Origin of the sequence: Pseudarthrobacter sp. IC2-21, assembly GCF_034048115.1 — a bacterium.
GTDB lineage: Bacteria > Actinomycetota > Actinomycetes > Actinomycetales > Micrococcaceae > Arthrobacter > Arthrobacter naphthalenicus.
The window spans coordinates 524,616-548,476 of the sequence record NZ_CP139145.1; the positions used below are offsets into that span (position 1 = coordinate 524,616).

General features: G+C 65.6%; 24 protein-coding genes and 2 riboswitches. Of the genes, 13 read left to right on the forward strand and 11 right to left on the reverse strand.

The window, feature by feature from the left end:
* Positions 1 to 106: 106 nt before the first annotated feature.
* The 4 genes from pyrE (at position 107) to SBP01_RS02490 (ending at position 3,403) form a co-directional block, all read left to right on the forward strand.
* The gene (gene pyrE / locus SBP01_RS02475; protein ID WP_320538412.1) at positions 107 to 679 is read left to right on the forward strand and encodes an orotate phosphoribosyltransferase; all 573 of its coding nucleotides are present in this window, start codon (positions 107 to 109) and stop codon (positions 677 to 679) included.
* Positions 680 to 775: 96 nt separating this feature from the next.
* A complete protein-coding gene (locus tag SBP01_RS02480) occupies positions 776 to 1,591 on the forward strand; it encodes a GAF and ANTAR domain-containing protein (protein ID WP_275214056.1) in 816 nt (271 codons plus the stop codon).
* Between the two features lie 38 nt (positions 1,592 to 1,629).
* The gene (locus SBP01_RS02485) at positions 1,630 to 2,271 is read left to right on the forward strand and encodes a hypothetical protein (protein WP_320537374.1); all 642 of its coding nucleotides are present in this window, start codon (positions 1,630 to 1,632) and stop codon (positions 2,269 to 2,271) included.
* Positions 2,272 to 2,353: 82 nt separating this feature from the next.
* Positions 2,354 to 3,403, forward strand: coding sequence for a thioesterase domain-containing protein (locus tag SBP01_RS02490; RefSeq protein WP_320537375.1), 1,050 nt, complete (start codon positions 2,354 to 2,356; stop codon positions 3,401 to 3,403).
* Here SBP01_RS02490 and SBP01_RS02495 read toward each other — a convergent pair.
* Positions 3,400 to 4,230, reverse strand: a complete 831-nt coding sequence (locus SBP01_RS02495) for an HAD-IIA family hydrolase (protein WP_320537376.1) — start codon at positions 4,228 to 4,230, stop codon at positions 3,400 to 3,402. The two genes, SBP01_RS02490 and SBP01_RS02495, sit on opposite strands and share 4 nt — an antisense overlap.
* Positions 4,231 to 4,426: 196 nt before the next feature.
* Between SBP01_RS02495 and SBP01_RS02500 the strand changes: the two genes are divergently transcribed.
* The 4 genes from SBP01_RS02500 to SBP01_RS02515 all read left to right on the forward strand — a co-directional run bounded on the left by SBP01_RS02500 (position 4,427) and on the right by SBP01_RS02515 (position 7,772).
* Complete coding sequence (locus tag SBP01_RS02500; RefSeq protein WP_275214147.1) at positions 4,427 to 5,074, forward strand: TrmH family RNA methyltransferase; 648 nt, start codon at positions 4,427 to 4,429, stop codon at positions 5,072 to 5,074.
* A gap of 132 nt (positions 5,075 to 5,206) precedes the next feature.
* Positions 5,207 to 6,166, forward strand: coding sequence for a hypothetical protein (locus SBP01_RS02505; protein WP_320537377.1), 960 nt, complete (start codon positions 5,207 to 5,209; stop codon positions 6,164 to 6,166).
* 159 nt (positions 6,167 to 6,325) lie between these two features.
* Positions 6,326 to 7,345, forward strand: coding sequence for a class II fructose-bisphosphate aldolase (gene fbaA, locus SBP01_RS02510; RefSeq protein WP_320537378.1), 1,020 nt, complete (start codon positions 6,326 to 6,328; stop codon positions 7,343 to 7,345).
* 1 nt (position 7,346) lies between these two features.
* Complete coding sequence (locus SBP01_RS02515) at positions 7,347 to 7,772, forward strand: DUF3151 domain-containing protein (protein WP_275214062.1); 426 nt, start codon at positions 7,347 to 7,349, stop codon at positions 7,770 to 7,772.
* 146 nt (positions 7,773 to 7,918) lie between these two features.
* On the opposite strand, the gene SBP01_RS02520 is transcribed toward SBP01_RS02515, so the two are convergent.
* Positions 7,919 to 8,554 carry a uracil-DNA glycosylase gene (locus SBP01_RS02520; protein ID WP_275214064.1) on the reverse strand — a complete coding sequence of 212 codons (636 nt, stop codon included), beginning with the start codon at positions 8,552 to 8,554 and terminating at the stop codon, positions 7,919 to 7,921.
* A gap of 212 nt (positions 8,555 to 8,766) precedes the next feature.
* Positions 8,767 to 9,975, reverse strand: coding sequence for a cobalamin-independent methionine synthase II family protein (locus tag SBP01_RS02525; RefSeq protein ID WP_320537379.1), 1,209 nt, complete (start codon positions 9,973 to 9,975; stop codon positions 8,767 to 8,769).
* A 10-nt stretch (positions 9,976 to 9,985) separates the two neighbouring features.
* A riboswitch (SAM riboswitch) is annotated at positions 9,986 to 10,087 on the reverse strand.
* 258 nt (positions 10,088 to 10,345) lie between these two features.
* On the opposite strand from SBP01_RS02525, the gene SBP01_RS02530 reads away from it, so the two are divergent.
* The 4 genes from SBP01_RS02530 (at position 10,346) to SBP01_RS02545 (ending at position 13,912) form a co-directional block, all read left to right on the forward strand.
* Positions 10,346 to 11,635 carry an adenylosuccinate synthase gene (locus tag SBP01_RS02530; RefSeq protein WP_275214066.1) on the forward strand — a complete coding sequence of 430 codons (1,290 nt, stop codon included), beginning with the start codon at positions 10,346 to 10,348 and terminating at the stop codon, positions 11,633 to 11,635.
* 235 nt (positions 11,636 to 11,870) lie between these two features.
* Positions 11,871 to 12,242 carry a YegP family protein gene (locus SBP01_RS02535; protein ID WP_275214067.1) on the forward strand — a complete coding sequence of 124 codons (372 nt, stop codon included), beginning with the start codon at positions 11,871 to 11,873 and terminating at the stop codon, positions 12,240 to 12,242.
* 249 nt (positions 12,243 to 12,491) lie between these two features.
* Entirely contained in the window at positions 12,492 to 13,043 is a 552-nt protein-coding gene (locus SBP01_RS02540) for an RNA polymerase sigma factor (protein WP_275214068.1), read from the forward strand.
* Complete coding sequence (locus tag SBP01_RS02545) at positions 13,040 to 13,912, forward strand: hypothetical protein (protein ID WP_320537380.1); 873 nt, start codon at positions 13,040 to 13,042, stop codon at positions 13,910 to 13,912. The genes SBP01_RS02540 and SBP01_RS02545 overlap by 4 nt, the downstream gene beginning before the upstream one ends.
* Before the next feature lie 10 nt (positions 13,913 to 13,922).
* Here SBP01_RS02545 and SBP01_RS02550 read toward each other — a convergent pair whose 3' ends face one another.
* The 7 genes from SBP01_RS02550 to SBP01_RS02580 all read right to left on the reverse strand — a co-directional run bounded on the left by SBP01_RS02550 (position 13,923) and on the right by SBP01_RS02580 (position 21,803).
* A complete protein-coding gene (locus SBP01_RS02550; protein WP_275214070.1) occupies positions 13,923 to 14,417 on the reverse strand; it encodes a CoA-binding protein in 495 nt (164 codons plus the stop codon).
* Complete coding sequence (locus tag SBP01_RS02555; RefSeq protein ID WP_320537381.1) at positions 14,414 to 15,775, reverse strand: O-acetylhomoserine aminocarboxypropyltransferase/cysteine synthase family protein; 1,362 nt, start codon at positions 15,773 to 15,775, stop codon at positions 14,414 to 14,416. The genes SBP01_RS02550 and SBP01_RS02555 overlap by 4 nt, the downstream gene beginning before the upstream one ends.
* Positions 15,775 to 16,959: a dimethylsulfone monooxygenase SfnG gene (gene sfnG, locus SBP01_RS02560; protein ID WP_275214072.1), complete on the reverse strand. Its 1,185-nt coding sequence runs from the start codon at positions 16,957 to 16,959 to the stop codon at positions 15,775 to 15,777. The genes SBP01_RS02555 and sfnG overlap by 1 nt, the downstream gene beginning before the upstream one ends.
* Entirely contained in the window at positions 16,956 to 18,947 is a 1,992-nt protein-coding gene (acs, locus tag SBP01_RS02565) for an acetate--CoA ligase (protein WP_320537382.1), read from the reverse strand. Before acs ends, sfnG begins: the two co-directional genes overlap by 4 nt.
* Positions 18,923 to 19,825: an ABC transporter permease gene (locus SBP01_RS02570; protein ID WP_320537383.1), complete on the reverse strand. Its 903-nt coding sequence runs from the start codon at positions 19,823 to 19,825 to the stop codon at positions 18,923 to 18,925. Before SBP01_RS02570 ends, acs begins: the two co-directional genes overlap by 25 nt.
* The gene (locus SBP01_RS02575) at positions 19,825 to 20,874 is read right to left on the reverse strand and encodes an aliphatic sulfonate ABC transporter substrate-binding protein (protein ID WP_275214075.1); all 1,050 of its coding nucleotides are present in this window, start codon (positions 20,872 to 20,874) and stop codon (positions 19,825 to 19,827) included. Before SBP01_RS02575 ends, SBP01_RS02570 begins: the two co-directional genes overlap by 1 nt.
* Before the next feature lie 113 nt (positions 20,875 to 20,987).
* A complete protein-coding gene (locus tag SBP01_RS02580) occupies positions 20,988 to 21,803 on the reverse strand; it encodes an ABC transporter ATP-binding protein (protein ID WP_320537384.1) in 816 nt (271 codons plus the stop codon).
* A 321-nt stretch (positions 21,804 to 22,124) separates the two neighbouring features.
* On the opposite strand from SBP01_RS02580, the gene SBP01_RS02585 reads away from it, so the two are divergent.
* Positions 22,125 to 22,550, forward strand: coding sequence for a CoA-binding protein (locus SBP01_RS02585; protein WP_320537385.1), 426 nt, complete (start codon positions 22,125 to 22,127; stop codon positions 22,548 to 22,550).
* A gap of 49 nt (positions 22,551 to 22,599) precedes the next feature.
* Here SBP01_RS02585 and SBP01_RS02590 read toward each other — a convergent pair whose 3' ends face one another.
* Positions 22,600 to 23,628: an isopenicillin N synthase family dioxygenase gene (locus tag SBP01_RS02590; RefSeq protein ID WP_275214078.1), complete on the reverse strand. Its 1,029-nt coding sequence runs from the start codon at positions 23,626 to 23,628 to the stop codon at positions 22,600 to 22,602.
* Positions 23,629 to 23,749: 121 nt separating this feature from the next.
* A riboswitch (SAM riboswitch) is annotated at positions 23,750 to 23,841 on the forward strand.
* The last annotated feature ends 20 nt before the right edge of the window (positions 23,842 to 23,861 follow it).

A 23,861-nucleotide genomic window follows, 5' to 3' on the forward strand; every position in this document is an offset into this window, starting at 1 on the left:
CTTCGGGCCCAGGCCCGAGCATGCGCCGGCTTTTGCCCGCCGCAGTCCGTTGCCGGCCGCACCCGGGCGCGCCGTCACAAACCCGGAAACCACTAAAGTGGACACCATGACTTCCCCTCTTGATGCCGCAGCCGCACGTGCCCGCCTCCTGGAACTGATCAAGGAACTTGCCGTTGTCCGCGGCAAAGTGACCCTGTCCAGCGGCGCCGAGGCCGATTATTACATTGACCTGCGCCGCATCACCCTGCACCACGAAGCGTCCAAGCTGGTGGGTCAGGTCATGCTGGCATTGGCCGACGACGCCGGGATCGACTTTGAGTGCGCCGGCGGCCTGACCATGGGTGCTGACCCCGTGGGCACCGCAGTGATGCATGCAGCCGTTGACGCCGGCCGGCCGGTGGACGCTTTTGTGGTCCGCAAAGCCCAGAAGTCCTACGGTATGGGCCGCCAGGTTGAAGGGCCGTCCGTTGAGGGGCGCAAAGTGCTGGTGCTCGAGGATACGTCCACCACCGGCGGGTCGGCGCTGACCGCCGTCGAAGGCGTGCGCAAAGCAGGCGGCAACGTGGTCGCTGTGGCCGTCATTGTTGACCGGGACACCGGGGCCAAGGAGAAAATTGAGGCCGAGACCGGGGTGCCGTACCTGTTCGCGTTCGGCAAGGACGAGCTGGGACTTTCATAACAGCCGCAGTATCACGAGGGGTGAAGCAGGGCGGAGAAGCGCGAGGGGCCGGTATCATATTCTCAGGCCTTTTCGCACCACTTGGAGAAATGCACCATGCTCTCACCCGACGCACCCTTGAACACCACCGAACAGATCCAGGGCCTCATCCTGGAAAGTGCTGATTTCGAGGAGTTCCTCAACGAGCTTGCCAGGTTGTCAGCCCACCAGATGGCGGGCGACGGCGATGACGCCCTGTGCGGAATCACGCTGCTCCGTGACCGCAAGGCTGCCACCATCGGCTGGAGCAGCGACGACGCCCGCGACGTGGACCAGATCCAGTACTCCCTGGCGCAGGGTCCCTGCCTGACGGCGGCCGAGGAACAGCGCGAAGTGAACGTGCCGGACCTGTTGGAGGAGGACCGCTGGGGGCCGGCCTACGCCGATGCCGTGGCGTCCCACGGGCTGCGGTCAGTTCTTTCGGTGCCCTTCAACCTTCAGGGCGAGGCGCGGGCAGCCATGAACCTTTACTCGGACGTGCCGCACAAGTTCGATGAACATGCCGCAGCCAAGGCCCGCGGATTCACCCGGGAGATTTCCCAGGCCCTGCAGCTGGCTGTCAGGTTCGCCGTCCACAGCGACAACGCCACCAACCTCCGCGCCACGCTGGAATCCCGCACCGTCATCGACATCGCGATTGGCGTGGTGATGGCCCAGAACCGCTGCAGCCAGGATGCCGCGGTCCAGATCCTGACCGACGCCTCAAGCAACAGCAATACCAAGCTGCGGGACATTGCCAAGGCGCTCGTGGATTCCGTGGGCGGCACCGGCACCCGCACCCATTACCAGCAGCCGGGCCAGGCACCGGCCGGGTCCCGCGAGCCGACTGTGCTTGTGCAGGGTCAATCCGAAGGTTACGCTTACGGAGGTTGAGCCGTCGGCCATAGACACCCCCTTTATTTGGAGTACCTATGGACCGCACCTCACAAGGCAGCGCCGGCCTTCAGGCCACCACCAACCGTGACGAGCAGACAGACACCGTCCGGATCGACGTCCTGGGAAGCCTCGACCACGCAACCCGGCCGTCCCTCGTCACCATGATTCAAAGGCTCCGCGGCCGTGGAATCCAATCCCACATCCGCGTGGACCTGTCCGCTGCGGTCCGCGTGGAGTCAGCCGCGCTGGCGGGTCTTCGCAGCGATTTGAACGCCATGGAGGGCGCCCCGGGAACGCTCGGTGGCGGCGTCTCCCTGGTATTGACCGGCGTTGACGCCGAACAGTCGGAAGACCACACCGTGGTGGCCCTGCGGGAAATCTCCGCGGAACTCGAGGCCGAATTTGCCACTGCCGTGGAAGCCGCGACAGCTGAAGCAAGTGGTAACGCGACCAGCGAACGGCCGCCTGTGCCGCTGTCCCTCCGCCCGCTTGAGGAATACACCGACGAGGAGCTCTTCCTCGCCAGCGACGAAGTCTTTTCGCTGCTTGACGATCCCGAGGCCGTGGGCGGCCCGGACCTCCTGGGCCGGTACAACGACATTGGGCAGGAAATTCTGCGCCGCACCCCGCTCAGTGAGCTCCTGAACCCCGCCGGCGAGCGGCAAGCCGCCAGCTGACAGCGCCTCGCCCCCTGCCCGGACATCAGCAAGATGGAAACCGGGTTGCGGCGGCGGCTTCTCCTGTGGCTACGGTAGAGATGTGCCGTACAGGGAGGAAGAAGAACCGCTGGAGGAGCACAGGCGGCCGGGAGCTGAACAAGCCCGGCTGCTTGCCGATGCCGCTGCCCTGAAGCGGTTTTCCCGCCGCGGTTTCCTGACCGGGGCGGGCCTGTCAACCGTGCTCGCCGCGGACATGCTCTTCACCCGCCGGGTCCAGGCGGAGCGGCGGGTCAACAAGATCCTGCAGGTGCCCGACGACTTCGCCGACGCCTATTATCCGAACGCCAGCTGGTTCCTCTTTCCCGGTTTCAAGACCAGCTGGGAAGAAGCGCAGTGGATCCTGAATGCCCTGCGGGGGGCGCTGAACAAGCGGGGCCAGCTCGCCGCCGTCGGCTATTCCAACCAGGGCCTGGACATCGACCGGGTGGTGACCGCGGTCATCGAGTACGTGCGCGCCAGGAAGCTCACCAAGCTCTACTTCTACGGACACAGCTTCGGCGGAATGGTGGCCACCCAGGTGGCCGCGCGGCTGCGGGAACTCTACGGGGTTGAGGTTGAGTTCATCCTGCTGGACTCCACCCCGTACAGCCGGAGCGACGTGCTCGACGAGAGCTGGTTCGACGGCGTGGTGCTCCTCTACGAGAGCGGCTTCCGGTTTCCGTCCGTGCTCCGCGGCGGCTACGAGTTGGGCGAGCGCGTTATCCACAAGGACGAGCGGACCTGGCGCCAGATCATTGACCAGTCGTGGGAGCAGCTGTCTCCGATCGCTCCCTCCAGCGTGCTGATCCAGTCTGAATCCGCGTATATCTACCACTTTGACGGCAGCCGCTTTGTGGACCGGCTGGGAGGCACCCGGATGGCGTACATCGGAAACCCGAATGACCGTACCGTCCGGTACCCGGCGGCCAGGGGCGCGTGGTCCGTTGCGTTCGCAAGCAACATGGTGTCCACCGATCTGCAGACCGAAGGCGCACTGCCGGCACACGCGAGCCCGGGCTGGAGTCCGCTCGTTTACCGGCCCATCGTGGAAAAGCTGATGGACGAATTCTTCCCGCTGCCCCGCGGCGGCTCAAAAGTGAGCGTCTTCTAAATCTGGTTCTTTAGGTCGGCCACGGAGTTCAGCACCTGGTTGGGCCGGAACGGGAACGCCGCAATATCCTCCCGCTGCGTAATGCCGGTGAGGACCAGCACCGTGTGCAGCCCGGCTTCCATGCCGGCAACGATGTCCGTGTCCATGCGGTCGCCGATCATCGCGGTGGTTTCGGAATGGGCGTCGATCTGGTTCATGGCGGAACGGAACATCATGGGATTCGGCTTGCCCACAATGTAAGGTTCGCGCCCGGTGGCCTTGGTGATCAGCGCGGCGATGGCGCCTGTGGCGGGCATCGGCCCGTCCTTGGAGGGGCCGGTGGCGTCCGGGTTGGTGGCGATAAAGCGGGCCCCCGCCAGGATCAGCCGGATGGCCATGGTGATTGCCTCGAAGGAGTACGTCCTGGTTTCGCCGAGCACCACAAAGTCCGGGTCCTGATCGGTGAGGATGAAGCCGGCCTCGTGCAGCGCCGTCGTAAGCCCTGCTTCGCCGATGGTGTAGGCGCGGTTCCCCGAACCTGAGCCCCGCACCTGGTCCTTGAGGAACTGCGCGGTGGCCAGCGCGGACGTCCAGATGTTCTCCTCGGGAACTTCCAGGCCGGAGGCACGCAGCCGGGCCGCAAGGTCGCGCGGGGTAAAGATGGAGTTGTTGGTCAACACCAAAAAGCGCTTCGACGTGTCCACCCAGCGCTGGATCAGTTCCGCGGCGCCCGGCACAGCATGGTTTTCGTGAACGAGCACACCGTCCATGTCCGTCAGCCAGCATTCGATCTCCTGGCCACTGCGGTATACGGCCGGGTTTCCGGTTACCTCGTCTGCGTCTGCCACGTTTTACCTCCACAAGATAGGCGCTGTTCGCTGGTCCAGTCTGTCATTCTTTGGGCCCGGAGCATGCGTTGCCGGCAAACAAAACGGCCAGTCCCGGGCGCCGACTCCCACCAGGCCAACCGCTGGGTGCCGGCAGGCTGACCCCGGCTAGAGTTGAAGGGTGACTGACCACCCCCAAACCCATTCCCCAACGCCGCTGCCCGTGCCACCTCCTGAGGAGGAATACGCGCCGAAGCCGGAGATCGGCGTCGGCCCCTGGGAAGGTGAGCTGCCCGAGGGGGACCATTGGGACGAAGAGCTGCTGGCGGACGGGGACCGGCGCAACGTGGTGGACCAGTACCGGTACTGGAAGCATGACGCGATTGTGGCGGACCTCGACTCCAAGCGGCACAACTTCCACATCGCCATCGAGAACTGGCAGCACGACATGAACATCGGGACCGTGGTGCGGACCGCCAATGCGTTCCTCGCCAAGGAAGTCCACATCATCGGCCGACGCCGGTGGAACCGGCGCGGGGCCATGGTGACCGACCGCTACCAGCATGTCCGCCACCACCCCACGGTGGAGGACTTTGTGGCATGGGCGCAGGGCGAGGGGCTGGCGATTATCGGCATCGACATCTTTCCGGACTCCGTGCCGCTGGAGACCTACGAACTCCCCAGGGACTGTGTCCTGGTGTTCGGCCAGGAGGGTCCGGGCCTGACCCCGGAGGTCCACGATGCCGCGCTGGCCACCCTGTCCATTGAGCAGTTTGGCTCCACCCGGTCGATCAATGCTGCTTCGGCAGCGGCCATCGCGATGCACGCCTGGATCCGCCGGCACGTGTTCAACCAGCATGTCTAACCTCGCCGAGAGTGCACTTCGCGCTAGTCGAGTTGCCCTGGACCAGCGCGAAGTGCGCTTTCGTTCCACCCGACGAGCCCAAGGCTGTGGATAACTCCTGCGAGGCAGTGCGCCAGGGCAACAATGGGAGGCATGCGCAAAGCTGAGTTGCCAGACCATCTCAAGGGCGTGGCCTTTGCCCTGCGGACGTCGGACAAAGCAGGCGTGACACGCACCCGGACCAGGGCAAAGGATCTCGTGCCGGTGTCCCGCGGGATACGGGTTCCGCTGTCCGCACAGCCATCCGGTGCTGACGCGCTGCGGGCCTATACGGATGTGGATGACGCATCGATACTCGCCCTTTGCTCGGCCGCGCGGATGATAGGGATACCGGTGCCGGCTCCACAGGAAGGCGACTGGCGTATCCATCTGGCAAGGCGCCGCGGTTTCGCCGCCCCACGCAGGGCCAACGTAGCGGGGCACCGCCTGACGCTGACACCGGATGAGGTCATGGAGTACGACGGCGCCCGCCTCACCACACCGGCCAGGACGTGGCTCGACCTGGCCTCCATGCGAAACTCCGTGGACGATCTCGTAGCCGCGGGGGACTACCTGGTGAACAGTCACGGGGAGGATTTTCCGTTCCCGCGCGAGTCCATATGCAGAATTCAGGAGTTGCGAGACATGATTGACCGGCATCCTGGGTTGCGGGGGATCCGGAAGGCACGCGAGGCGCTGGAACTGATCCGTGTGGGTGCTGACTCCGTCCCCGAAAGCAGGATGCGTCTAGCCCTCATAACGGCAGGATTGCCCGAACCGGTTCTGAACTTCGTCGTCCGTGGTGATTCCGGGCTGCCGGTTCTCTGGCCCGATGCGGCTTACCCCGATCACCGGATCTCCCTGCAATATGACGGTGAGCACCATACCGGTGAGGATCAGTATCAAAGGGACATAGTCCGGGCCGAGGTGGCCGCCCGCTATGGATGGCACGAGGTCCGGATTTCGAAGAACGATCTTAAGGGTGACCGGCAAGGCGTCGTTGGCAAGGTCCGCAGTGCCCTTGCCTATCGCGCCCAGAGTGCACTTCGTGCTGGTCGCGGCGCCGGACACTAGCGCGAAGTGCGCTCTCGGCGCAGGCGTGTACGCAAGTGTTACCCGCCCGCGTGACCGGAAACACTGCCGCTGCAGAGAAATGGCTAGGATGGTGGCTAGCCGTAAGAGGTCTACTCCAGGGTCACAACCCATAGACGAAAACTCACCATAGGAGTCAGCATGCCCATTGCAACCCCAGAGATCTACTCCGAAATGATCGACCGCGCCAAGGCCGGCGGCTATGCGTTCCCGGCCGTCAACGTCACCTCTTCGCAGACGCTGAACGCGGCACTGCGTGGCTTCGCCGAGGCGGAGTCCGATGGCATCGTCCAGGTCTCCACCGGCGGTGCGGCCTACTGGTCCGGCGCTACCACCAAGGACATGGTGGCCGGCTCGCTCGGCTTCGCGGCGTTCGCCCGCGAAGTGGCCAAGAACTACGGTGTGAACATCGCCCTGCATACGGACCATTGCCCGAAGGACAAGCTGGACGGCTTTGTCCTGCCGCTGCTGGCGGCCTCGGAGGCTGAGGTCAAGGCCGGCCGCAACCCACTGTTCAGCTCGCACATGTGGGACGGTTCCGCCGAGACCCTGCAGGAGAACCTGAAGATCGCCCGCGACCTGCTGGCCCGCACCGCTGCCGCCAAGATGATCCTCGAGGTGGAGATCGGCACCGTCGGCGGCGAGGAGGACGGCGTGGAGAACGCCATCAACGACAAGCTCTACACCACGGTGGAGGATGCCCTGGCCACCATCGAGGCCCTTGGCGCCGGCGAAAACGGCCGCTACATCACCGCCCTGACCTTCGGCAACGTGCATGGCGTCTACAAGCCCGGCGGCGTCAAGCTGCGCCCGGAGATCCTCAAGGACATCCAGGCCCAGGTGGGTGCGAAAATCGGCAAGGACAACCCGTTCGACCTCGTGTTCCACGGCGGCTCCGGCTCCTCCGATCAGGAAATCGCCGACGCCGTTTCCTATGGTGTGATCAAGATGAACATCGACACCGACACGCAGTATGCCTACACGCGTCCGGTGGCGGACCACATGTTCAAGAACTACGACGGCGTCCTGAAGGTCGACGGCGAAGTGGGCAACAAGAAGACCTACGACCCCCGCGTCTGGGGCGCCTCCGCCGAAGCCGGCCTGGCAGCCCGCGTGGCTGAGGCCACCAAGCAGCTCGGTTCCGCCGGAAAGACGTTCTAGGATGTCCGACGAGTTCCGCAGGAACCTGATGGGCCCGGAGCCGACGCTCCTGCCAGCCGAGACGGAGGTCTACCAGCAACTGGACGCCGGCGCGGAAGCCCTGGACCTGGTGGAGAAGCACCCCACATCGTCCCTGCTGTGGGCCGTCCTGGCGGAGGAGGCGTGGGCCGAGGGCCGCACCATCGACTCCTACGCCTACTCCCGCGTGGGCTATCACCGGGGCCTGGACTCGCTGCGGCGCAACGGCTGGCGCGGCGTGGGGCCCATCCCGTGGGAGCACGAACCCAACCAGGGCTTCCTGCGGGCGCTCTACTCGCTGGGCCGGGCCTCTGCCGCCATCGGTGAGGCCGAGGAGCCCGAGCGGATCGAGAAATTCCTGAACGACTCGGACCCCACCGCGAAGGCAGCCATCGAAGCCGGCGCCTAGAACAAAGCAAGGCGGGGTCATTTTACGCCCGATAACCCATTGTTATTGGGCAGAAAGTGACCCCGCGTTGTTGGTTAAAGTCCGACGGCGGGCGGTTACCTTTCAGAAAAAGGCGACCGCCCGCCGTCGTTTGTCTTATGGCGCCTCTAGCTGGCGGCCTTTGCCAGGCCGGTGCGGGCCATGGCGTCAGCGTAAACGACGCGCATTTCCTCGAGGTACTGTTCCTGCCGGGCAGGGGTTCCGGCGAATGCACGGCCGCTGAGGGACCGGACCTTGTAGGTCTTCAGGCCGCGGCGCCAGATCATGGGCACCTCGGTCTTCAGCAGCAGGTTGGCGAGGCGGTTGGCTTCGGTGCCATGGGCCACGATCACCGAGGCGCGGGGGACCAGGGCCAGGAACTTGAGCAGCGGCTTGAGGCCCGAGGAGATCTGGTCCGGCGTGAACTTGCCGTTGACCTCGCCGGGGGTGTGCCACGGGTGGACGTTCCACGGCATCACGAACTCCGGGCGCAGGCCCAGCTTCCACTGGATGCCGAGCATCCGGGTGGCGGCGTCGTCGTCGCCGGCGGTGATGAAGCCGGAGGGGTCCGCTTCCCCGATGTTGGAGTACAGGCTGATGATGCGGCACTCGTCGATGTCGTGCATGGGGTCGACGTACGGAACTTCGGTGTGGGGCTTGACGCTCTGCAGGGAATCGCACAGCTCGTTGACGGCCGCGACATTGGGCTCGTAACGGCGGCTCATGAGTTGTTCACGGAGGGATTCGGGGGCCAGGGCTGTCATATAGTGCAAAATCTCCTGCGGGGCTCGGTGCTGCGCCAATCCGGAAAATGGGCGCAGGGGGACGCGACCATTCCGGGATGGTTTGAAATGTGGTGTGGACCGATTCCTAGTCGATCTACACCAGTCTATCAAGCCCGGCGAAACGAAACGCCGGGCGCCCTCCACTAACTTGCAAGTGGACGGCGCCCGGCGGGTGGTAAGCGGTCAGGAACCTACCAGAGCCGTTTGGTGGCGCGGCGGGCGCCCTCCCCAAGGGCTTCCAGCTTGGCCACGGCAATCTGCGGATGGACCCGGCCGCCCAGCCCGCAGTCGGTGGACGCGATGACGCTTTCCCGGCCGACCAGTTCGGCGAAACGGACAATCCGGTCGGCCACGAGGTCAGGGTGCTCCACGACGTTGGTGGCGTGGGACACCACGCCGGGAATGATGGCCTTGCCTTCCGGGAGCTTGGTGTCCTCCCAGATGCGCCATTCGTGTTCATGGCGGACATTGGCTGCTTCGAAAGAGTACGCTCCTGCGTTCACCTGCAGCACCGAGCCGATGATGTCCGCAAAAGGAATGTCGGTAGTGTGCGGTCCGTGCCACGAACCCCAGCAGACGTGCAGCCGGATCTGTTCTTCGGGCAGGCCGCGGAGGGCCCAGTTGGTGGCCTCGACGCGCAGTTGGATGAATTTGAGGTAATCCTCCAGCGACGGTTCAGGGTTGATCTGGTCCCAGCTCTCGGCCAACGACGGGTCATCCAGCTGGACCGTCAGGCCCGCATCGATGATCGCCTTGTACTCTTCCCGCATCGCGTCCGCGCACGCGTAGACCAGTTCCTCGTCGGTCTTGTAGTACTCGTTGGACACCCGGGCGCAGGAGCCCGGAGAGAGCGACGCCACAAAACCGTCAGAAAGGCCTGCGGCAGCAAGCCCTGCCTTCAGGTTGGCGACGTCCGAGGCCACCAGGTCCTGGCCGGTGTACGTCAACGGAGCAACTATCTTGGGCTGTGCGACGCTCTTGCGGTGGGACAGGATGCCTGAGGAGGGGTCGTTATAGGCATCGTTGAACTTCTTCCGGTCCCGCCGGTCCGGGAAGGACGTGAGCACAATATTGCCGGGCGAGGACCGGTGAACCTCGGCGTCAGCCCAGCGGTCCACGTTGGTCGGCTCCAGGCCCCCCAAGCGGGAGAACGAGTAATTCCACCAGGCGCCGTAGTCCACCGTGCTGGACATGGCATGCCCGTATTCCCCGTCGTTCGGGATATCAATGCCGAGGTCCTTCTGCCGCTGGACCACGTCCACGACCGAGGATTTCAGGAGCTCCAGGAATTCCGGCGTGACCCCGCTGGACTCCTTGGCCTCATTTGCCGCAATCAGCTCAGGGGTGCGGGGCAAAGAACCTGCATGGGTCACGCGGACGTGGTCAGTGTTCAGGGGCATGGAAGCTTCCTTTCCATCGGTCCTGGCAGTAGCACCTCCGCGGACAGCAACGCCGCCCCCGAGGTTGCTGCGGTGTCAACGAGCCAGGTCTCTCGGCCGCTCCGGATGGGTTCTCCCACTTAATTCGATCTGACGGCCCTCGGCAAGTCGTCCCGGCTATATGTCGATTGTGTCTTCCTGCCGGTCCCCCCGGGCCGGACGGGGGGACAAAGTCCGTCATCGGCTAAACTTGGGTGGTAAGGGCCCCGGAACTCTTGCGTTTGCGTCGCCTCCCGGCGGACAGCACCTGAAACTTCGGGGCATTCTCATGTACGGCGCTGAGCCCTGGTAATCCCTCCGGGACCGGCCCGAAAGAATGGGGGAGGATCCCATGCCAGCAATCGTGATCGTAGGAGCCCAGTGGGGCGACGAAGGAAAAGGCAAAGCAACCGACCTTCTAGGCGGGCGTGTTGACTACGTCGTGAAGCCCAACGGCGGCAACAACGCCGGGCACACCGTCGTCGTAGGCGGTGAGAAGTACGAGCTCAAGCTCCTTCCGGCCGGAATCCTGAGCCCCAACGCGGTTCCGATCATCGGCAACGGCTGCGTGGTGAACCTTGAGGCCCTCTTCCAGGAAATCGACGGCCTGGAGGCCCGGGGCGCGGACACCTCCAAGCTCCGGGTTTCCGCCAACGCCCACCTGGTTGCGCCCTATCACCAGGTGCTGGACAAGGTGACCGAGCGTTTCCTCGGCAGCCGCGCCATCGGCACCACCGGCCGCGGCATCGGCCCTGCCTACATGGACAAGGTGGCCCGCCTGGGCATCCGGGTCCAGGACGTCTTTGACGAGTCGATCCTCCGCCAGAAGGTGGAGGGCTCACTGCGCCAGAAGAATGAACTGCTGGTCAAGGTGTACAACCGCCGCGACATCGAGGTGGAAGAGATTGTCAGCTACTTCCTCTCCTTTGCCGAGCGCCTGCGTCCCCTGGTCATCGACAGCACCCTGGTCCTCAACAACGCCCTGGACGAGGGCAAAGTGGTTCTGATGGAAGGCGGCCAGGCAACCTTCCTGGACGTGGACCACGGCACCTACCCCTTTGTCACCTCCTCCAACCCGACTGCCGGCGGCGCGTCCGTTGGCTCGGGCATCGGCCCCACCCGCATCTCGCGGTCCATCGGCATCATCAAGGCCTACACCACCCGCGTCGGTGCCGGTCCGTTCCCCACGGAGCTCTTCGACGAGATGGGGATGTACCTGCAGAAGACCGGCGGCGAGTTCGGCGTGAACACCGGACGGCCGCGCCGCTGCGGCTGGTACGACGCCGTGCTGGCCCGCCACGCATCCCGCGTCAACGGCTTCACGGACTACTTCGTCACCAAGCTGGACGTCCTCACCGGCATTGAGCAAATCCCGGTCTGCGTGGCGTATGACGTTGACGGCATCCGCCACGACGAAATGCCCATGACCCAGACCGAGTTCCACCATGCTGTGCCGATCTTCGAGTACTTCGACGGCTGGACCGAGGACATCACCGGCGCCCGGACCCTGGAGGACCTCCCGGAGAACGCCCGCAACTACGTGCTGGCCCTGGAAAAGCTCTCCGGCACCCGCTTCTCCGCAATCGGCGTTGGCCCGGACCGTGACCAGACCATCGTGGTCCACGACCTCATCAACGACTGACACGTGGGCCCACGCTACCGAGGGGCCCCAATCGAGCTTGCGGGATTGGGGAGGTAGCGGGGAGGACGTTCGACGGCGGCGGGTCACCCTGAGGGGTGGTCCGCCGCCGTCGTTGTGTGTGGATGGATGCAATTTACACAGGGTTAACGGTGCCGGTCTTGTGAGGGTGCAGCCGCGGCCAGCAGACTTTTTAACACGGAATGACCCAATCAGCACGAACCGGAAGGATGTTGTCATGGCCGGCATGTTTGAGGTTTTTCTCGATGCGGACTCACAATTCCGGTTCAGGCTCAAGGCTCCGGACGGTACGGTGATGGCCGTGTCCGGAGCTTTCCAGGACCGGCCTGCGGTGGCGGCCGGCATTGCCGCCGTCCGGGAATGCGCAGGAACGGGGCTCGTCACCGACCTCTCCGCCGCGCCCGGGCAGACGCCGGTCCACGCCCCGGTTCCGGTGCTGCACGTCACCGCACCGGCCGCCATGACTCAGGACGCTGCCCAGCAGGCCTGCGACGAGCAGTTTGTGCCGGTCAGCCGGGTCCGCGCCTTCGCCCACTTCAACGCGGTGCGGGGACGGATTTCCGGGGCCCGCTGGACGGGCGCCGTCTAGATAGGCACGGCTCCGGGTCCCCGGGCCGGGGCAGCTCCGAAAGTTTCCAAATCTTTTTCCGAGAGCGCGTAACCCCCGGCAGGTCCGGAACGATTACCCCTATGAAGCGCCGGTCTGAAACTTGTCCCCCATCAGGTTTCAGACTGGCTCTTTTGTTCCTCGCGGGTACACACGTTGTTCCGGGGCCATGCGGTTACCGGAGGGTAAAGTTAGCGGGAACACCGTCCCCCCAACGAAGGCCCTACGTCCGTGATCGATGCGCTGACAGACGCTGCCTTGCGTGCGCGTGCCCGGGATCCGGAACTTTTCAACGTTGTGTACCGAACCTACGCAGGGCAGGTCCTGGGCTACCTCACAGCCCGCGGGGTAGAAGATCCGGAGGCTGTTATGCAGGAAGTGTTCCTCGCCGTCCTGCCGCGGCTGGAAACGGTCACCGGTGGCGTGGCCGGGCTGCGGACCTTCGTCTTCTCGGTGGCCCACGCCCGGATGGTGGACGACCACCGGCGCCGGCGGCGGGCGCCCCTTGAGCTTCCGTTCGAACCCGACCTGGACGGGCGGGAAGAGACATCAGCCGAAGACACGGTGATGGAGCGCATCGCCCCGCAGGAGGTACAGGACCTCCTCAGCGTCCTCCCGGATGAGCAACGGGAGGTCCTGACCCTCCGCCTGGTGGCGGGCCTGACTGTCGAACAGTCAGCGGAAGTGATGGGAAAAAGCAACGGCGCCGTCAAACAGCTGCAGCGCCGCGCACTGATCCGGCTGCGCGAGCAGGCCGCAGTGAAGGAGTACGTAACGCCATGATGGCCAACACCAGCAGCCTGCTCGATACCGTGGACGAAATGCTGCACGACGCCGGCGAAACCGACCCGGCGCTCCGTGCCGCCCTGGTCTCGTTCGGAGCCCTCGGGTCCCTGCCGGTCCCTGAGCCGCGCCCTGACCTGGCTGCGCTCCTCTCGGCACAGACCACCCTGCTGGTCCGCCACCGGCTGCGCCGCAGGCACCGTACGGCTGCCGTGGGCCTTGCCGTGATCGCCGGTATGGGGTTGGGTGTCAGCGGAGTGGCAGCGACGGTGTCCACGCCGAAAGTGCATGCCAGCGCCTCCATCCAGCAGATGTTGCAGGACTGGGCCCCTGAATGGACCATTGCGGGAACTCTGGCCGCCGGCGGTCCCGCAGATAGTCAGACCGGGACGGCCGCGCAGGAGTCCGGCGCCGGGGATGCGGCGCCTGCCGGCCCCGGACAACCGGATTCGGAACCTGCCGAACGTAGCGTTGCCGGGCAGGAGCAGTCGGGGTCTGATGCCGAAACATCCGCAGAGGCGGAAACGGCCAACTCCGGACGGGGCGACAAGCACGATGCCGCGGACCGGGGCACGGATAACCCGGCGGCGGATGCCGAGGCAGTCCGCACCCCGGCTGGCGACAGCGCGTCACCGAAGGCGCCCCGCACAAACGGTGCCGGCCCGGCACAGAACCAGACTCGCCCGGCAGAAGCGCCCGGCGTTCCCGGCGGCACTCCTGCTGACGGGCTCGCAGGAACCGGGAAGCTCATGACCAACGCACCCTCGGACACCGCGAAGGCGGCCGTCCGCGCCCCGGCAAGGAAGGAAAAAACCGGAGCCGGCGATGCCGGCCCCGGTTCGATCTGGCTGAAGAAGTTCAACCACTAACCGCCTGCGGTCAGGACAGAAGCTGCCGGCGGGAGGAGATGACGCCGGTATCGAAGCCGGCCAGGTGCAGCCCGCCGTGGAACCGGGCGTGCTCGATCTTCACGCAACGGTCCATCACCACGTTGAGGCCGGCTGCCTCGGCGTCAGCGGCCACGGCCTCGTGCCAGGAACCCAGCTGCAGCCACAGGGTCTTGGCACCGGCAGCGATGGCTTCATCCAACACGCCGGGGAGGTCATCATGCTTACGGAAGACATCCACAATGTCCGGGCTTTCGGGCAGATCGGCAAGCGAGGCGTAGGTGGGCTGGCCCAGGATCTCCTTGACCACGGGATTTACAAAGTAGACCTTGTACCGCGTGGACGACTGCAGGTAGGTGGCAACAAAGTAGCTGGCACGTGAGGGCTTGTCAGAGGCACCCACAATGGCAATCGACTTGGCCGAGCGCAGCAGGTTCAGGCGTTCCGGAGCGGAAGGGCCCTCCCAGGTGCGGGTTTCGATGCTCATGCGCGTGCTCCGATCGTGCAGGACTCGGCTTCGGGGGCGAAGCCTTCAGTGGTTGAGCCAGTCGAGGCGGCGGCTGCAGAGGCTTCAGTCAATGCCTGGTCCAGGTCCCACAGGATATCGTCAATGTCCTCCAGGCCCACGGAGATGCGCACCAGGTCCTCGGGAACGCCCGCGGACTGGAGCTGTTCCGGGCTCAGCTGCTGGTGGGTGGTGGAACCCGGGTGGATGACCAGGGTCCGCGAGTCGCCCACGTTGGCCAGATGGGAGGCCAGCTGCAGGGCTTCGATGAACTTCTGCCCGGCGGCGCGGCCGCCCTTCACGCCGAAGGAGAACACCGAGCCGGGGCCTAGCGGCAGGTACTTCTTGGCCCGTTCGAAGTGCGGGTGTGAGGGCAGGCCGGAGAAGTTGACGTAGGCCACGCGGGGATCGGCTTCGAGCCATTCCGCCACGGCCTGGGCGTTCTTCAGGTGCTCGTCCAGCCGCTGCGGGAGGGTTTCCACGCCCTGCAGCAGCTGGAAGGCCGAGAGCGGCGAAAGTGCCGGCCCGATGTCGCGCAGCTGTTCGCAGCGCAGTTTCGTGAGGAAGCCGTATTCGCCGAAGTTTCCCCACCAGGAGACGTTGCCGTAGGAGGCCACGGGCTCGGTCATGGTGGGGAACTTGCCGTTGCCCCAGTTGAACCGGCCGCTTTCGACGATCACGCCGCCCAGGGTGGTGCCGTGACCGCCGAGGAACTTGGTGGCGGAGTGGATCACGATGTCGGCGCCGTGCTCGATCGGGCGCACAAGGTACGGCGTGCTCAAGGTGGCGTCGACCACGAGGGGGATGCCGGCGTCGTGCGCTATCTTTGCCAGCCCCGCAAGGTCCTGGACTTCCGACGACGGGTTGGCCACCACCTCGACGAAGATGGCCTTGGTGTTTTCCCGGATCGCCGCGGCATAGTCCGCGGGGTCCGTGCCGGGTACGAAGGTGGTGTCCACGCCGAAGCGGCGAAGGGTGACATCGAGCTGGGTGACCGTTCCCCCGTACAGCTGGGAGGCGGCCACGATGTGGTCCCCGGCCTGGGTCAGCGCGGCGAAGGTGATGAACTCCGCCGCCATGCCGGAGGACGTGGCCACCGCGCCGATGCCGCCCTCCAGCGAGGCGATGCGCTCTTCGAACGCGGCGACGGTGGGGTTGCCGATGCGGGAGTAGATGTTGCCGTACTTCTGCAGCGCGAAGAGGTTGGCCGCATCCTGGGTGTCCTTGAACACGAAGGACGTGGTCTGGTAGATGGGCACCGCGCGGGCGCCGTGCTCGGCGTCGGGGGTTCCGCCGGCGTGAAGGGCGCGGGTGCGGAAACCAAATTTGCGGTCAGACATTAGACGGCCACCTTTTCAGGAGTAGCGGAGAGGTCCAGTTCGGTGCCGTTCCTGCGGGCGAGGTCGGCTTCGAGTTCGCGGACGATCGGAAGGATGTCCTGGCCGAATGCGGCCACTTCCTCCTGGAAGTGCAGGTAGCAGGTCAGCATCAGGTTCACGCCGATCTTCTTGTATTCGACGATCCGTTCGGCGATCTGCTCCGGGGTGCCGATCAGCTGGGTTTTGAAGCCGTCGTTGTACTGGACCAGGTCCTCGAAGCTGGAGTCGGCCCACATGCCCTTGCCGTCCTTGGTGGACGCGCCGGCTTCCTGCACGGCGTCGCGGAAGCCCTGGACTGCGGGTTTGTGTGCCTTCGCCACGATCTCGCGGAGGGTGTCGCGGGCTTCCTTCTCCGAGTCACGGGAGATGACGAACCCGTTGAGTCCGAAGCGGGGTGCGGGCAGGGCGCCGTCGGTGCCGCGCTTCGTTTCACCGGCAGCAGCAACAACGCCGGCAATGTTCTCCTTGAAGCCTTCCAGGTCCTTGCCGTTGGAAAAGTACCAGTCCGCCACACGGCCGGCGGTGGCCTGGGCCGCGGTGGAGTTGCCGCCGAAGAAGATCTCCGGGTGCGCACGGCCGGGGACATCCACCGGGGCCGGGTTCAGCGTGAAATCGGTGATGTTGTAGTACTTGCCGGACTGGCTGTACTCCTGCTCGGTCCACAGGCCCCGCAGGACCCGGATGAACTCCTCGGTGCGGACGTAGCGTTCGTCGTGTTCGAGCCACTCGAGGCCAAAGTTGGTGAACTCGTTCTTGAGCCAGCCGGAGACGATGTTGACGGCGGCGCGGCCGTTGGAGATGTGGTCCGCGGTGATGATGTACTTGGCCAGCACGCCGGGGTGCCACATGCCCGGGTGAACCGCGGAGATGACCTTGAGCCGCTCGGTGGCTGCCAGCAGGGCGAGGCTGAAGGACGTGGCCTCGTGCTGCTTGTCCGCACCGTAGGACGCGGCGTACCGGGTCTGGGTGAGGGCGTACTCGAAGCCGGAGTTCTCGGCGATCTGTGCCAGCTTCTTGTTGTAGTTGAAGTCCCAGCCGGTCCGCTGTTCGATGGTGGAGACCACCAGGCCGCCGGAAACATTCGGCACCCAGTAGGCGAACTTCAGCGGCTCGGAAAGACGGGCAACGTTGCTGATGTCATTCATGAATTTTCCTTTGCTAGGGTCCGCTCGCGCAGGACGTCCTGGATTCCGGCTATCGCCGGCTCGTTCTGGAGTGAGGTGGTGTCGCCCAGGGCGGTCCCCTCAAAAAGTTGGGTCAGCAGCCGGCGCATGATCTTGCCGCTGCGGGTTTTGGGAACATCGGGAACCACGACGACGTCGCGCGGCTTGGCGATGGGGCCGATTGCCTTCGCGACGTGGTTGCGGAGGTCGTTGGCGCAGTCCTGCGGAGCGTCGCCCCGCAGGACAACAAACGCGACAATCGCGTGCCCGGTCTTGGCGTCAGCCACCGGACAGACGCCGGCCTCCACCACGTCCGGGTGGGACACCAGGGCCGACTCGATCTCGATGGTGGACAGCAGGTGGCCCGACACGTTAAGGGTGTCGTCCACGCGGCCCAGGATCCAGATATCGCCATCCTTGTCATATTTGGCGCCGTCGCCGGCCAGGAACCAGCCCTGGTCGGCGTACTGCCGCCAGTAGGAGTCGAGGTAGCGCTGGGGGTTGCCCCAGACGGTCCGCGCAATGGACGGCCCGAAAGCGTCAACCACAATGAAGCCCTGGACGCCCGGCGGAACGGTATTGCCGGCGTCGTCCACGATCCTGGTACTGACCCCGGGCAGCGGGCGGGCCGCGCAGCCGGGTTTGAACTCGGTGTCCGTGGGGGCGGGGGAGAGGATGGTGGCCCCGGTTTCGGACTGCCACCACGTGTCCACCACCGGGGCGGTGCCGGCGCCCACGTTCTGCCGCAGCCAGCGCCACGCCTCGGGGTTGACGGCCTCGCCCACGGTGCCGAGCATCCGGATGGAGGACAGGTCGTAGGTGTCCGGCACGCCGTCCGGGAACCAGCCCATGAGGGAGCGGACCAGGGTGGGTGCGGTGTAGTACTGCGTCACGCCGTAGCGTTCGATGATCTCGAAATGCCGGCCCGGGTGCGGGGTGTTCGGGGTGCCTTCGAAGATCACCTGGGTGACGCCGTTGGAGAGCGGCCCGTAGATCTCATAAGTGTGCGCGGTGACCCACGCGAGGTCTGCCGTGCACCAGTGCACATCCTGCTCGCGGAGGGCGGGATCGGGGTTGCTGAACAGGTGCTCGTAGCTCCAGGACGCCTGGGTGAGGTAGCCACCCGAAGTGTGCACCAGGCCCTTGGGCTTACCGGTGGTCCCGGAGGTATACATGATGAACAGGGGAGTCTCGGCGTCGAACGCTTCCGGTTCGTGGACGTCCGGGGCGTTTCCGACGGCGTCATGCCACCAGACGTCGCGGCCTTCCGTCATGGCGACGCTGTCCAGGTCCCCGGCGGCGGTGGTGCGGTTGACCACGAGGACGTGCTCGATGGCGTTGTCCCCGGCGACGGCCGCGTCCGCGTTGTCCTTGACCGGCACGGCCACACCGCGGCGGAACTGGCCGTCGGTGGTGACCAGCAGCTTGGCCCGGGTGTCCTCAACACGGAACTTCAGGGCTTCGGCCGAGAAACCGCCGAACACCAGCGAGTGGATGGCACCGATCCGCGCCACGGCAAGGGTGATGATGATGGTCTCGGGGATGACCGGGAGGTAGATGACCACGCGGTCGCCCTTGGTGATGCCGAGGTCCAGGAGCGCGTTGGCGGCCTTGGCGACTTCGCGCTGGAGTTCGGCGTACGTGATGGCGCGGCGGTCACCCGGCTCGCCTTCGAAGAAAAGCGCCACCTTGTCGCCGCGGCCGGCCTCCACATGGCGGTCCACGCAGTTGTAGGCCACGTTCAGGCGTCCGCCGGCAAACCACTCGATCCGCGGAACGGAGTATTCCGCCTCGTCGGCCGGGACGTCCGGGCCGCTGAGGCGCACCGCCTTTTCGAAGGTGTGGGCGGTGTGCCAGGGTTCGGCCCATTCGAGGCGCCGGGCGGCGTCCTCCCAGAAGGCGATCCGTTCCGCCTCGGTGCCGGGGTGCGCTGTTTCCAAGGTGCTCAGGCCCATCGTTTTACCGCCCATTTCTCTGCCAGGCCCAGCAGGGCGTCAGTCAGTTTTCCAATCACGGCCAGCAGGACAATGGCGAGGAAGAGCCTGTCCGTGCGGCCGTTGTTCTGTGAATCGATCAGCAGGAAGCCGAGCCCCATGGAGGAGGCAATCAGTTCCGCCGCCACCAGGAACAGCCACGCCTGCGCCAGTGCCAGCCGGAGTCCGGAGAACACTGCGGGAACCACGGCGGGCAACTGGACCGTGGTCAGCAACCGGACCCCTTTGAGCCCGAACGCCCGGGCGGCTTCCACGAGGTTGCGGTCCACATGCCGCAGCGCCAGCGAAACGGTGGTGAACACCGGGAAGAAGGCGCCGATGATGATCAGCGTGACCTTGGAATCCTCGCCAATCTTCAGCCAGAGGATCAGCAGCGGAACCCATGCCAGTGAGGGGACGGCGCGCAGCGCGCCGATGGTGGGGGCAAGCAGGGCATCGGCAATCCTGGACAGGCCCACGGTGGCACCCAGGATGAGGCCCAGCGCGGCGCCGATCAGGAACCCGATCAGCACCCGCTGTGTGGAGATGGCAATGTGGGTGCCCAGTTCGCCGCGGCCCAGCAGTTCACCGGCCGCCCCCAGCACCATTGCCGGGGGAGGAAGCTGCACCACGCTGAACAGGCCGGTGGAGGAGGCCACCTGCCAGGCTGCCAGCAGGATTGCCGGGATGATCAGGCCAAGGGGCAGACGCGCCCAGTTCCGTGAACGGACTCCGGCGGGAGACCATCCCGTTGCCGGAGCGGATGCCTTGGGGGCGCCCGTCCGGGCGGCGTCTGCCGTTGCTGCGGGAGCGGCTGCAGCGCGCTCATCCGCAACACTGTTGCCGGTGAGGTAGGGGCTTCCGGGAGTGCTCATCAGGAACCCTTAATGGCTGACGGATCAGCCTTCTTCACCAGCGAGTCGTCGAGAAGGGAGGCCACGGCGTCGTCGATCTGCTGCTGGGTCTTGACGTCGCCGGTTTCCACGAAGGTGGGGCCGATCTTCTCCAGTACTTTGCGCTGCGCCTCTCCGGGCGCGGCGTCTACGTTCAGGTTGCTGCGTTCCAGCACCACCGTCTTGGCCACGGACAGGTCAAGGCCGGCCACCTTGGCCAGGATCCGGGCCGTCTGGTCAGGGTTGGCGGCGGCCCAGGCGCGGGCCTTTTCGTACGCGTTCACTACGGCCTGGGCCAGTTCGGGCTTGTCCTTGAGGAAGGACTCGGTGGCGTTGAGGAAGCCGTAGGTGTTGAAGTCCAGGTTCCGGTAGAAGAGCTTGGCGCCTTTCTGTTCGGCGCCGGCCATGATGGGGTCCAGGCCGGACCAGGCCTGGACCGAGCCGTTCTCCAGTGCGGTGCGACCGTCGGCGTGCTGCAGGTTCTGGACCGTGACGTCGCCAGGCTTCAGGCCGGCCGCTTCGAGGGCCTGGAGGAGGAAGAAGTACGGGTCCGTGCCCTTGGTGGCGGCTACGGACTTGCCCTTGAGGTCGGCCACGGACGTGATGGACGAACCGGCGGGGGCAACCAGCGCCGCCCATTCCGGCTGGGAAAAGATGCTGATGGTGCGGATGGGCGAACCGTTGGAGCGGGCCAGGAGGGCGGCGGAGCCCGCGGTTGATCCGACGTCGATGGCACCGGCGCGGAGTGCCTCGTTCGCCTTGTTGGAACCAGCCGACTGGACCCAGTTGACGGTGACGCCCTGGTCCTTGAGGCTGGCTTCCAGCCAGCCCTGGTCCTTGATGACCAGGCTGAGCGGGTTATAGGTGGCGAAGTCGATGTTCAGCGTGCTGCCCGAGGTGCTGCCGGCGGCCGCCGCCTGGCCGGAAGAGCCCTCGCCTGCAACGCAGCCGGTCAGCGCGAGGGCCGAAACGGCTGCTACGGCTGCCGCCCCGAGGAGGGAACGGCGGGTGAGGGGGCGTGCGTGCTGCATTGTTTTCCTTTGCGCTGGTGATGCGGAGTGATGAAGAGTTCGGCCCTGGCGGGTTAATGCCCGACGGCGGAGCCTGCGTGCGTGAATCGGCTTGCCGGCGGTGCCGCGGGGAGTCAGTGCCCGTCCACGCCCAGGCTGGCGAGGAGGGAGGCGCGCAGGGCGGCGAGTTCTGCCGAGGCGCGGTTGCGGGGGCGGCTGCCGGGGACCTCGACGGTCCGGACGATCGTGGCGCCCGGGCCATGGGTGGCTGCGCCCAGGACGATGATGCGGTCTGCCAGTTGCAGTGCCTCATCAACATCATGGGTGACCAGGAGCACGGTGGTGGGTTCCGCCCGGTGAACGTCCAGGAGCAGGTCCTGCATTTTGATCCGGGTCAGTGCATCCAGGGCGCCGAAGGGCTCATCCAGCAGCAGGACACCGGGGTTCCGTGCCAGGGCCCGGGCAAGCGAGGCCCGCTGGGCCATCCCGCCGGAGACTTCGCGGGGACGGTGCTTGGCGAAGCTGTCCAGGCCCACGAGTTCGAGCAGCCTGGACACCTTGGCCTTGCCTTCTTTGGCGCTGCAGCCGGTGGGCAGGCCGATCGCCACGTTCGCCTGCAGCGTGTGCCAGGGCAGCAGCCGGGGTTCCTGGAAGGCAAAGGCGCAGCGCGGATCAATGCCCTGGACGGGGGTGTCCTGGATGACAACGGAACCGGCGCTCGGCGAGTCCAGACCGGCGGCGGCGCGCAGCAGGGTTGATTTGCCGCAGCCGGACGGTCCCAGGATGGCCAGCACCTCACCTGCTGCAACGTCGAAAGTGACGTCCTGCAGCACGGTGTGGGCGGCCTCCCCGGTCCCGAAGCTGCGCCGCAGCCCCCGGAAGGAGACGGAAAGTGCGGAGGACGTGCCGGCATGGTCGGCGGCACGCTCGGAAGACAGGACTGCAGTCATGGGATCACTCCATCGGTCCTGGCAGTAGCACCCTACGGAGTCAAGCCTCTTAGCGGAATGGTCAGTTCCGCGTACCCCAAGGCTCATTCCTTGTTATCAGCGTGTGCCGTGGGGGCTCACGCTGACCAGGGTTGCTGCGGCTTCATCGATCCAGGTCTCTCGGCCGCTCGGGATGGTCACTACCCACTAGACCTGAGATGAACAAACAATCCAAATCCGCGGCTCGCCGCACGTAATGTTCGTTCACATCTCCTGCGGACCTGCACCATCATTCATAAATTCGGCCACAGGGAGCTTGGGAAAGCGGCGTAGGCTGGGGGCATGGGCCACACCAACGATCCTGCAGTCATAGAACGCCTCATGCGAAACAAAGGGCGGTGGGCCATTGTTGGGCTGACCACCAATGAATGGCGCGCCGCGTACGACACCTCGCTGTTCATCCGTGACCGCCTGGGGATGGAGATCATCCCAGTGAACCTGCCCGGAGACCCGGTGCACGGCGAAACCGGGTACCGCACCCTCACTGACATCCCGGCGGAAAAGCAGCCCATCGACGTCGTGGACTGCTTTGTGAATTCGCAGAAAGTGGGCGCGGTGGTTGACCAGGCCATCGCCGTGGGGGCGAAGGCCGTGTGGCTTCAGCTGGGCGTCATAGACGAGGCCGCCGCCGAGCGGGCGAAAGTCGCCGGCCTCGATGTGGTGATGAACGTCTGCCCGGCGCAGCAGGCGTGGAAATACAACCTCTGACCGGCCCCGGGGAGGGCGCGGCCAGCGGTCACTCCTGCATCACCAGCGGTCAGCGCTGCATCAGTTCCGGGTAGTGCCGCTCGGTCACGTCCGGGTGCGCGCGCATCCGGCCCTTGAGCATGTTCAGGCCGAACGAGGCGAGCAGCGGGTTGTTCGGATCGTCTGAGACTCCGCGTGCCTGTGCCTTCAGTTCGGGTGGCAGCGGCACCGGGTCGATCACGGCGTCCAGCCGCGGGGACCAGAAGAACGGGACGGAGTAGCGGTCCACCCCCGGCGGCGGCGCCTGCACCCGGTGGATGGTGGCGGCCAGGTACCCTTCGGTGGCCACCTCGAGCATCTCACCCAGGTTCACCACCAGCGCGCCCGGAATAGGCTCAACGGGCGCCCATTCGGTGGTTCCCGGCGGGAGTACTTCGAGCCCGCCCACGTCGTCCTGGAGCAGGAGGGTGACAAAACCGTAGTCGGCGTGGGAGCCCACACCCTGATCGCCGGCCGCTTCCACCACACCGCCAACGTAGTGCACCAGCTTGCCCATCCAGGCGGGTTCGTCACCGAAGGGCTCATCGAAGTGGTCCTCGGGCAAGCCGAGGGCCACGGCGATGCCGCGCAGGAGCTCCATGCCCACCTCGGACATCAGCTCGGCCCAGGCCATGGCTGCCGGCTTAAGCTCCGGCATTGCCTCATCCGGCCACAGATTGTGGCCCTGCAGCAGCCAGTAGGGCTGGTCTGCAGGGTAGTCGTGGACGGGTTCCCGCTCGGGGGAGTAGTCGATCTGCTCGCGGGCGTCCGCCCTGCCCTGGGTGACTTCGGTGCCCATCCTGGTGTAGCCCCGGAAATGTGGGGAGAGCCTGTTATCCAGCTTCATCCGTTCCTCGAGGGGCAGGTCGAAGAAGCGCTTGATGAGGGCCAGGAGCTCCTCGGCCTGGCCGGGCGCGGCTCCGTATCCGGTGATTTGGAAGAACCCCACGTTGTGGGCAGCATCCCGCAACTGGTCAATGAACTCGGGACTGAACGAACCGTACGGCTGGCGGGCGGCGCTCATGTCCAGAACGGGGATGGTTGCCTGATCGGGTGACATCTTCGCAGACTAGCACCGGCCGGCTCCCCGTGGGCACCCCACATTGAGTTGGGTGTCGTCGCCTTACGCCTTGTGACATTTAGTTTTTCATCCGGTGCCGCGTGTGCCAGATTCGTTGCTGTAACCATCTCGAGCGGCTGAGAGACCTGGCTCTGTGACGCCGCAGCAACCCCCTTCATTTGAAGACGGTGCTACTGCCAGGACCGATGGAGAACCTCAGTGTTCCCGGCCCT

Coding starts and splice junctions, on each gene's coding strand:
- sfnG (WP_275214072.1), bottom strand. CDS start 16,959: ATGAATGACATCAGCAACGTTGCCCGTCTTTCCGAGCCGCTGAAGTTC.
- pyrE (WP_320538412.1), top strand. CDS start 107: ATGACTTCCCCTCTTGATGCCGCAGCCGCACGTGCCCGCCTCCTGGAA.
- SBP01_RS02520 (WP_275214064.1), bottom strand. CDS start 8,554: ATGACAGCCCTGGCCCCCGAATCCCTCCGTGAACAACTCATGAGCCGC.
- acs (WP_320537382.1), bottom strand. CDS start 18,947: ATGGGCGGTAAAACGATGGGCCTGAGCACCTTGGAAACAGCGCACCCC.
- SBP01_RS02505 (WP_320537377.1), top strand. CDS start 5,207: ATGCGCAAAGCTGAGTTGCCAGACCATCTCAAGGGCGTGGCCTTTGCC.
- SBP01_RS02585 (WP_320537385.1), top strand. CDS start 22,125: ATGGGCCACACCAACGATCCTGCAGTCATAGAACGCCTCATGCGAAAC.
- SBP01_RS02590 (WP_275214078.1), bottom strand. CDS start 23,628: ATGTCACCCGATCAGGCAACCATCCCCGTTCTGGACATGAGCGCCGCC.
- SBP01_RS02530 (WP_275214066.1), top strand. CDS start 10,346: ATGCCAGCAATCGTGATCGTAGGAGCCCAGTGGGGCGACGAAGGAAAA.
- SBP01_RS02580 (WP_320537384.1), bottom strand. CDS start 21,803: ATGACTGCAGTCCTGTCTTCCGAGCGTGCCGCCGACCATGCCGGCACG.
- SBP01_RS02550 (WP_275214070.1), bottom strand. CDS start 14,417: ATGAGCATCGAAACCCGCACCTGGGAGGGCCCTTCCGCTCCGGAACGC.
- SBP01_RS02480 (WP_275214056.1), top strand. CDS start 776: ATGCTCTCACCCGACGCACCCTTGAACACCACCGAACAGATCCAGGGC.
- SBP01_RS02535 (WP_275214067.1), top strand. CDS start 11,871: ATGGCCGGCATGTTTGAGGTTTTTCTCGATGCGGACTCACAATTCCGG.
- fbaA (WP_320537378.1), top strand. CDS start 6,326: ATGCCCATTGCAACCCCAGAGATCTACTCCGAAATGATCGACCGCGCC.
- SBP01_RS02515 (WP_275214062.1), top strand. CDS start 7,347: ATGTCCGACGAGTTCCGCAGGAACCTGATGGGCCCGGAGCCGACGCTC.
- SBP01_RS02555 (WP_320537381.1), bottom strand. CDS start 15,775: ATGTCTGACCGCAAATTTGGTTTCCGCACCCGCGCCCTTCACGCCGGC.
- SBP01_RS02545 (WP_320537380.1), top strand. CDS start 13,040: ATGATGGCCAACACCAGCAGCCTGCTCGATACCGTGGACGAAATGCTG.
- SBP01_RS02525 (WP_320537379.1), bottom strand. CDS start 9,975: ATGCCCCTGAACACTGACCACGTCCGCGTGACCCATGCAGGTTCTTTG.
- SBP01_RS02570 (WP_320537383.1), bottom strand. CDS start 19,825: ATGAGCACTCCCGGAAGCCCCTACCTCACCGGCAACAGTGTTGCGGAT.
- SBP01_RS02485 (WP_320537374.1), top strand. CDS start 1,630: ATGGACCGCACCTCACAAGGCAGCGCCGGCCTTCAGGCCACCACCAAC.
- SBP01_RS02575 (WP_275214075.1), bottom strand. CDS start 20,874: ATGCAGCACGCACGCCCCCTCACCCGCCGTTCCCTCCTCGGGGCGGCA.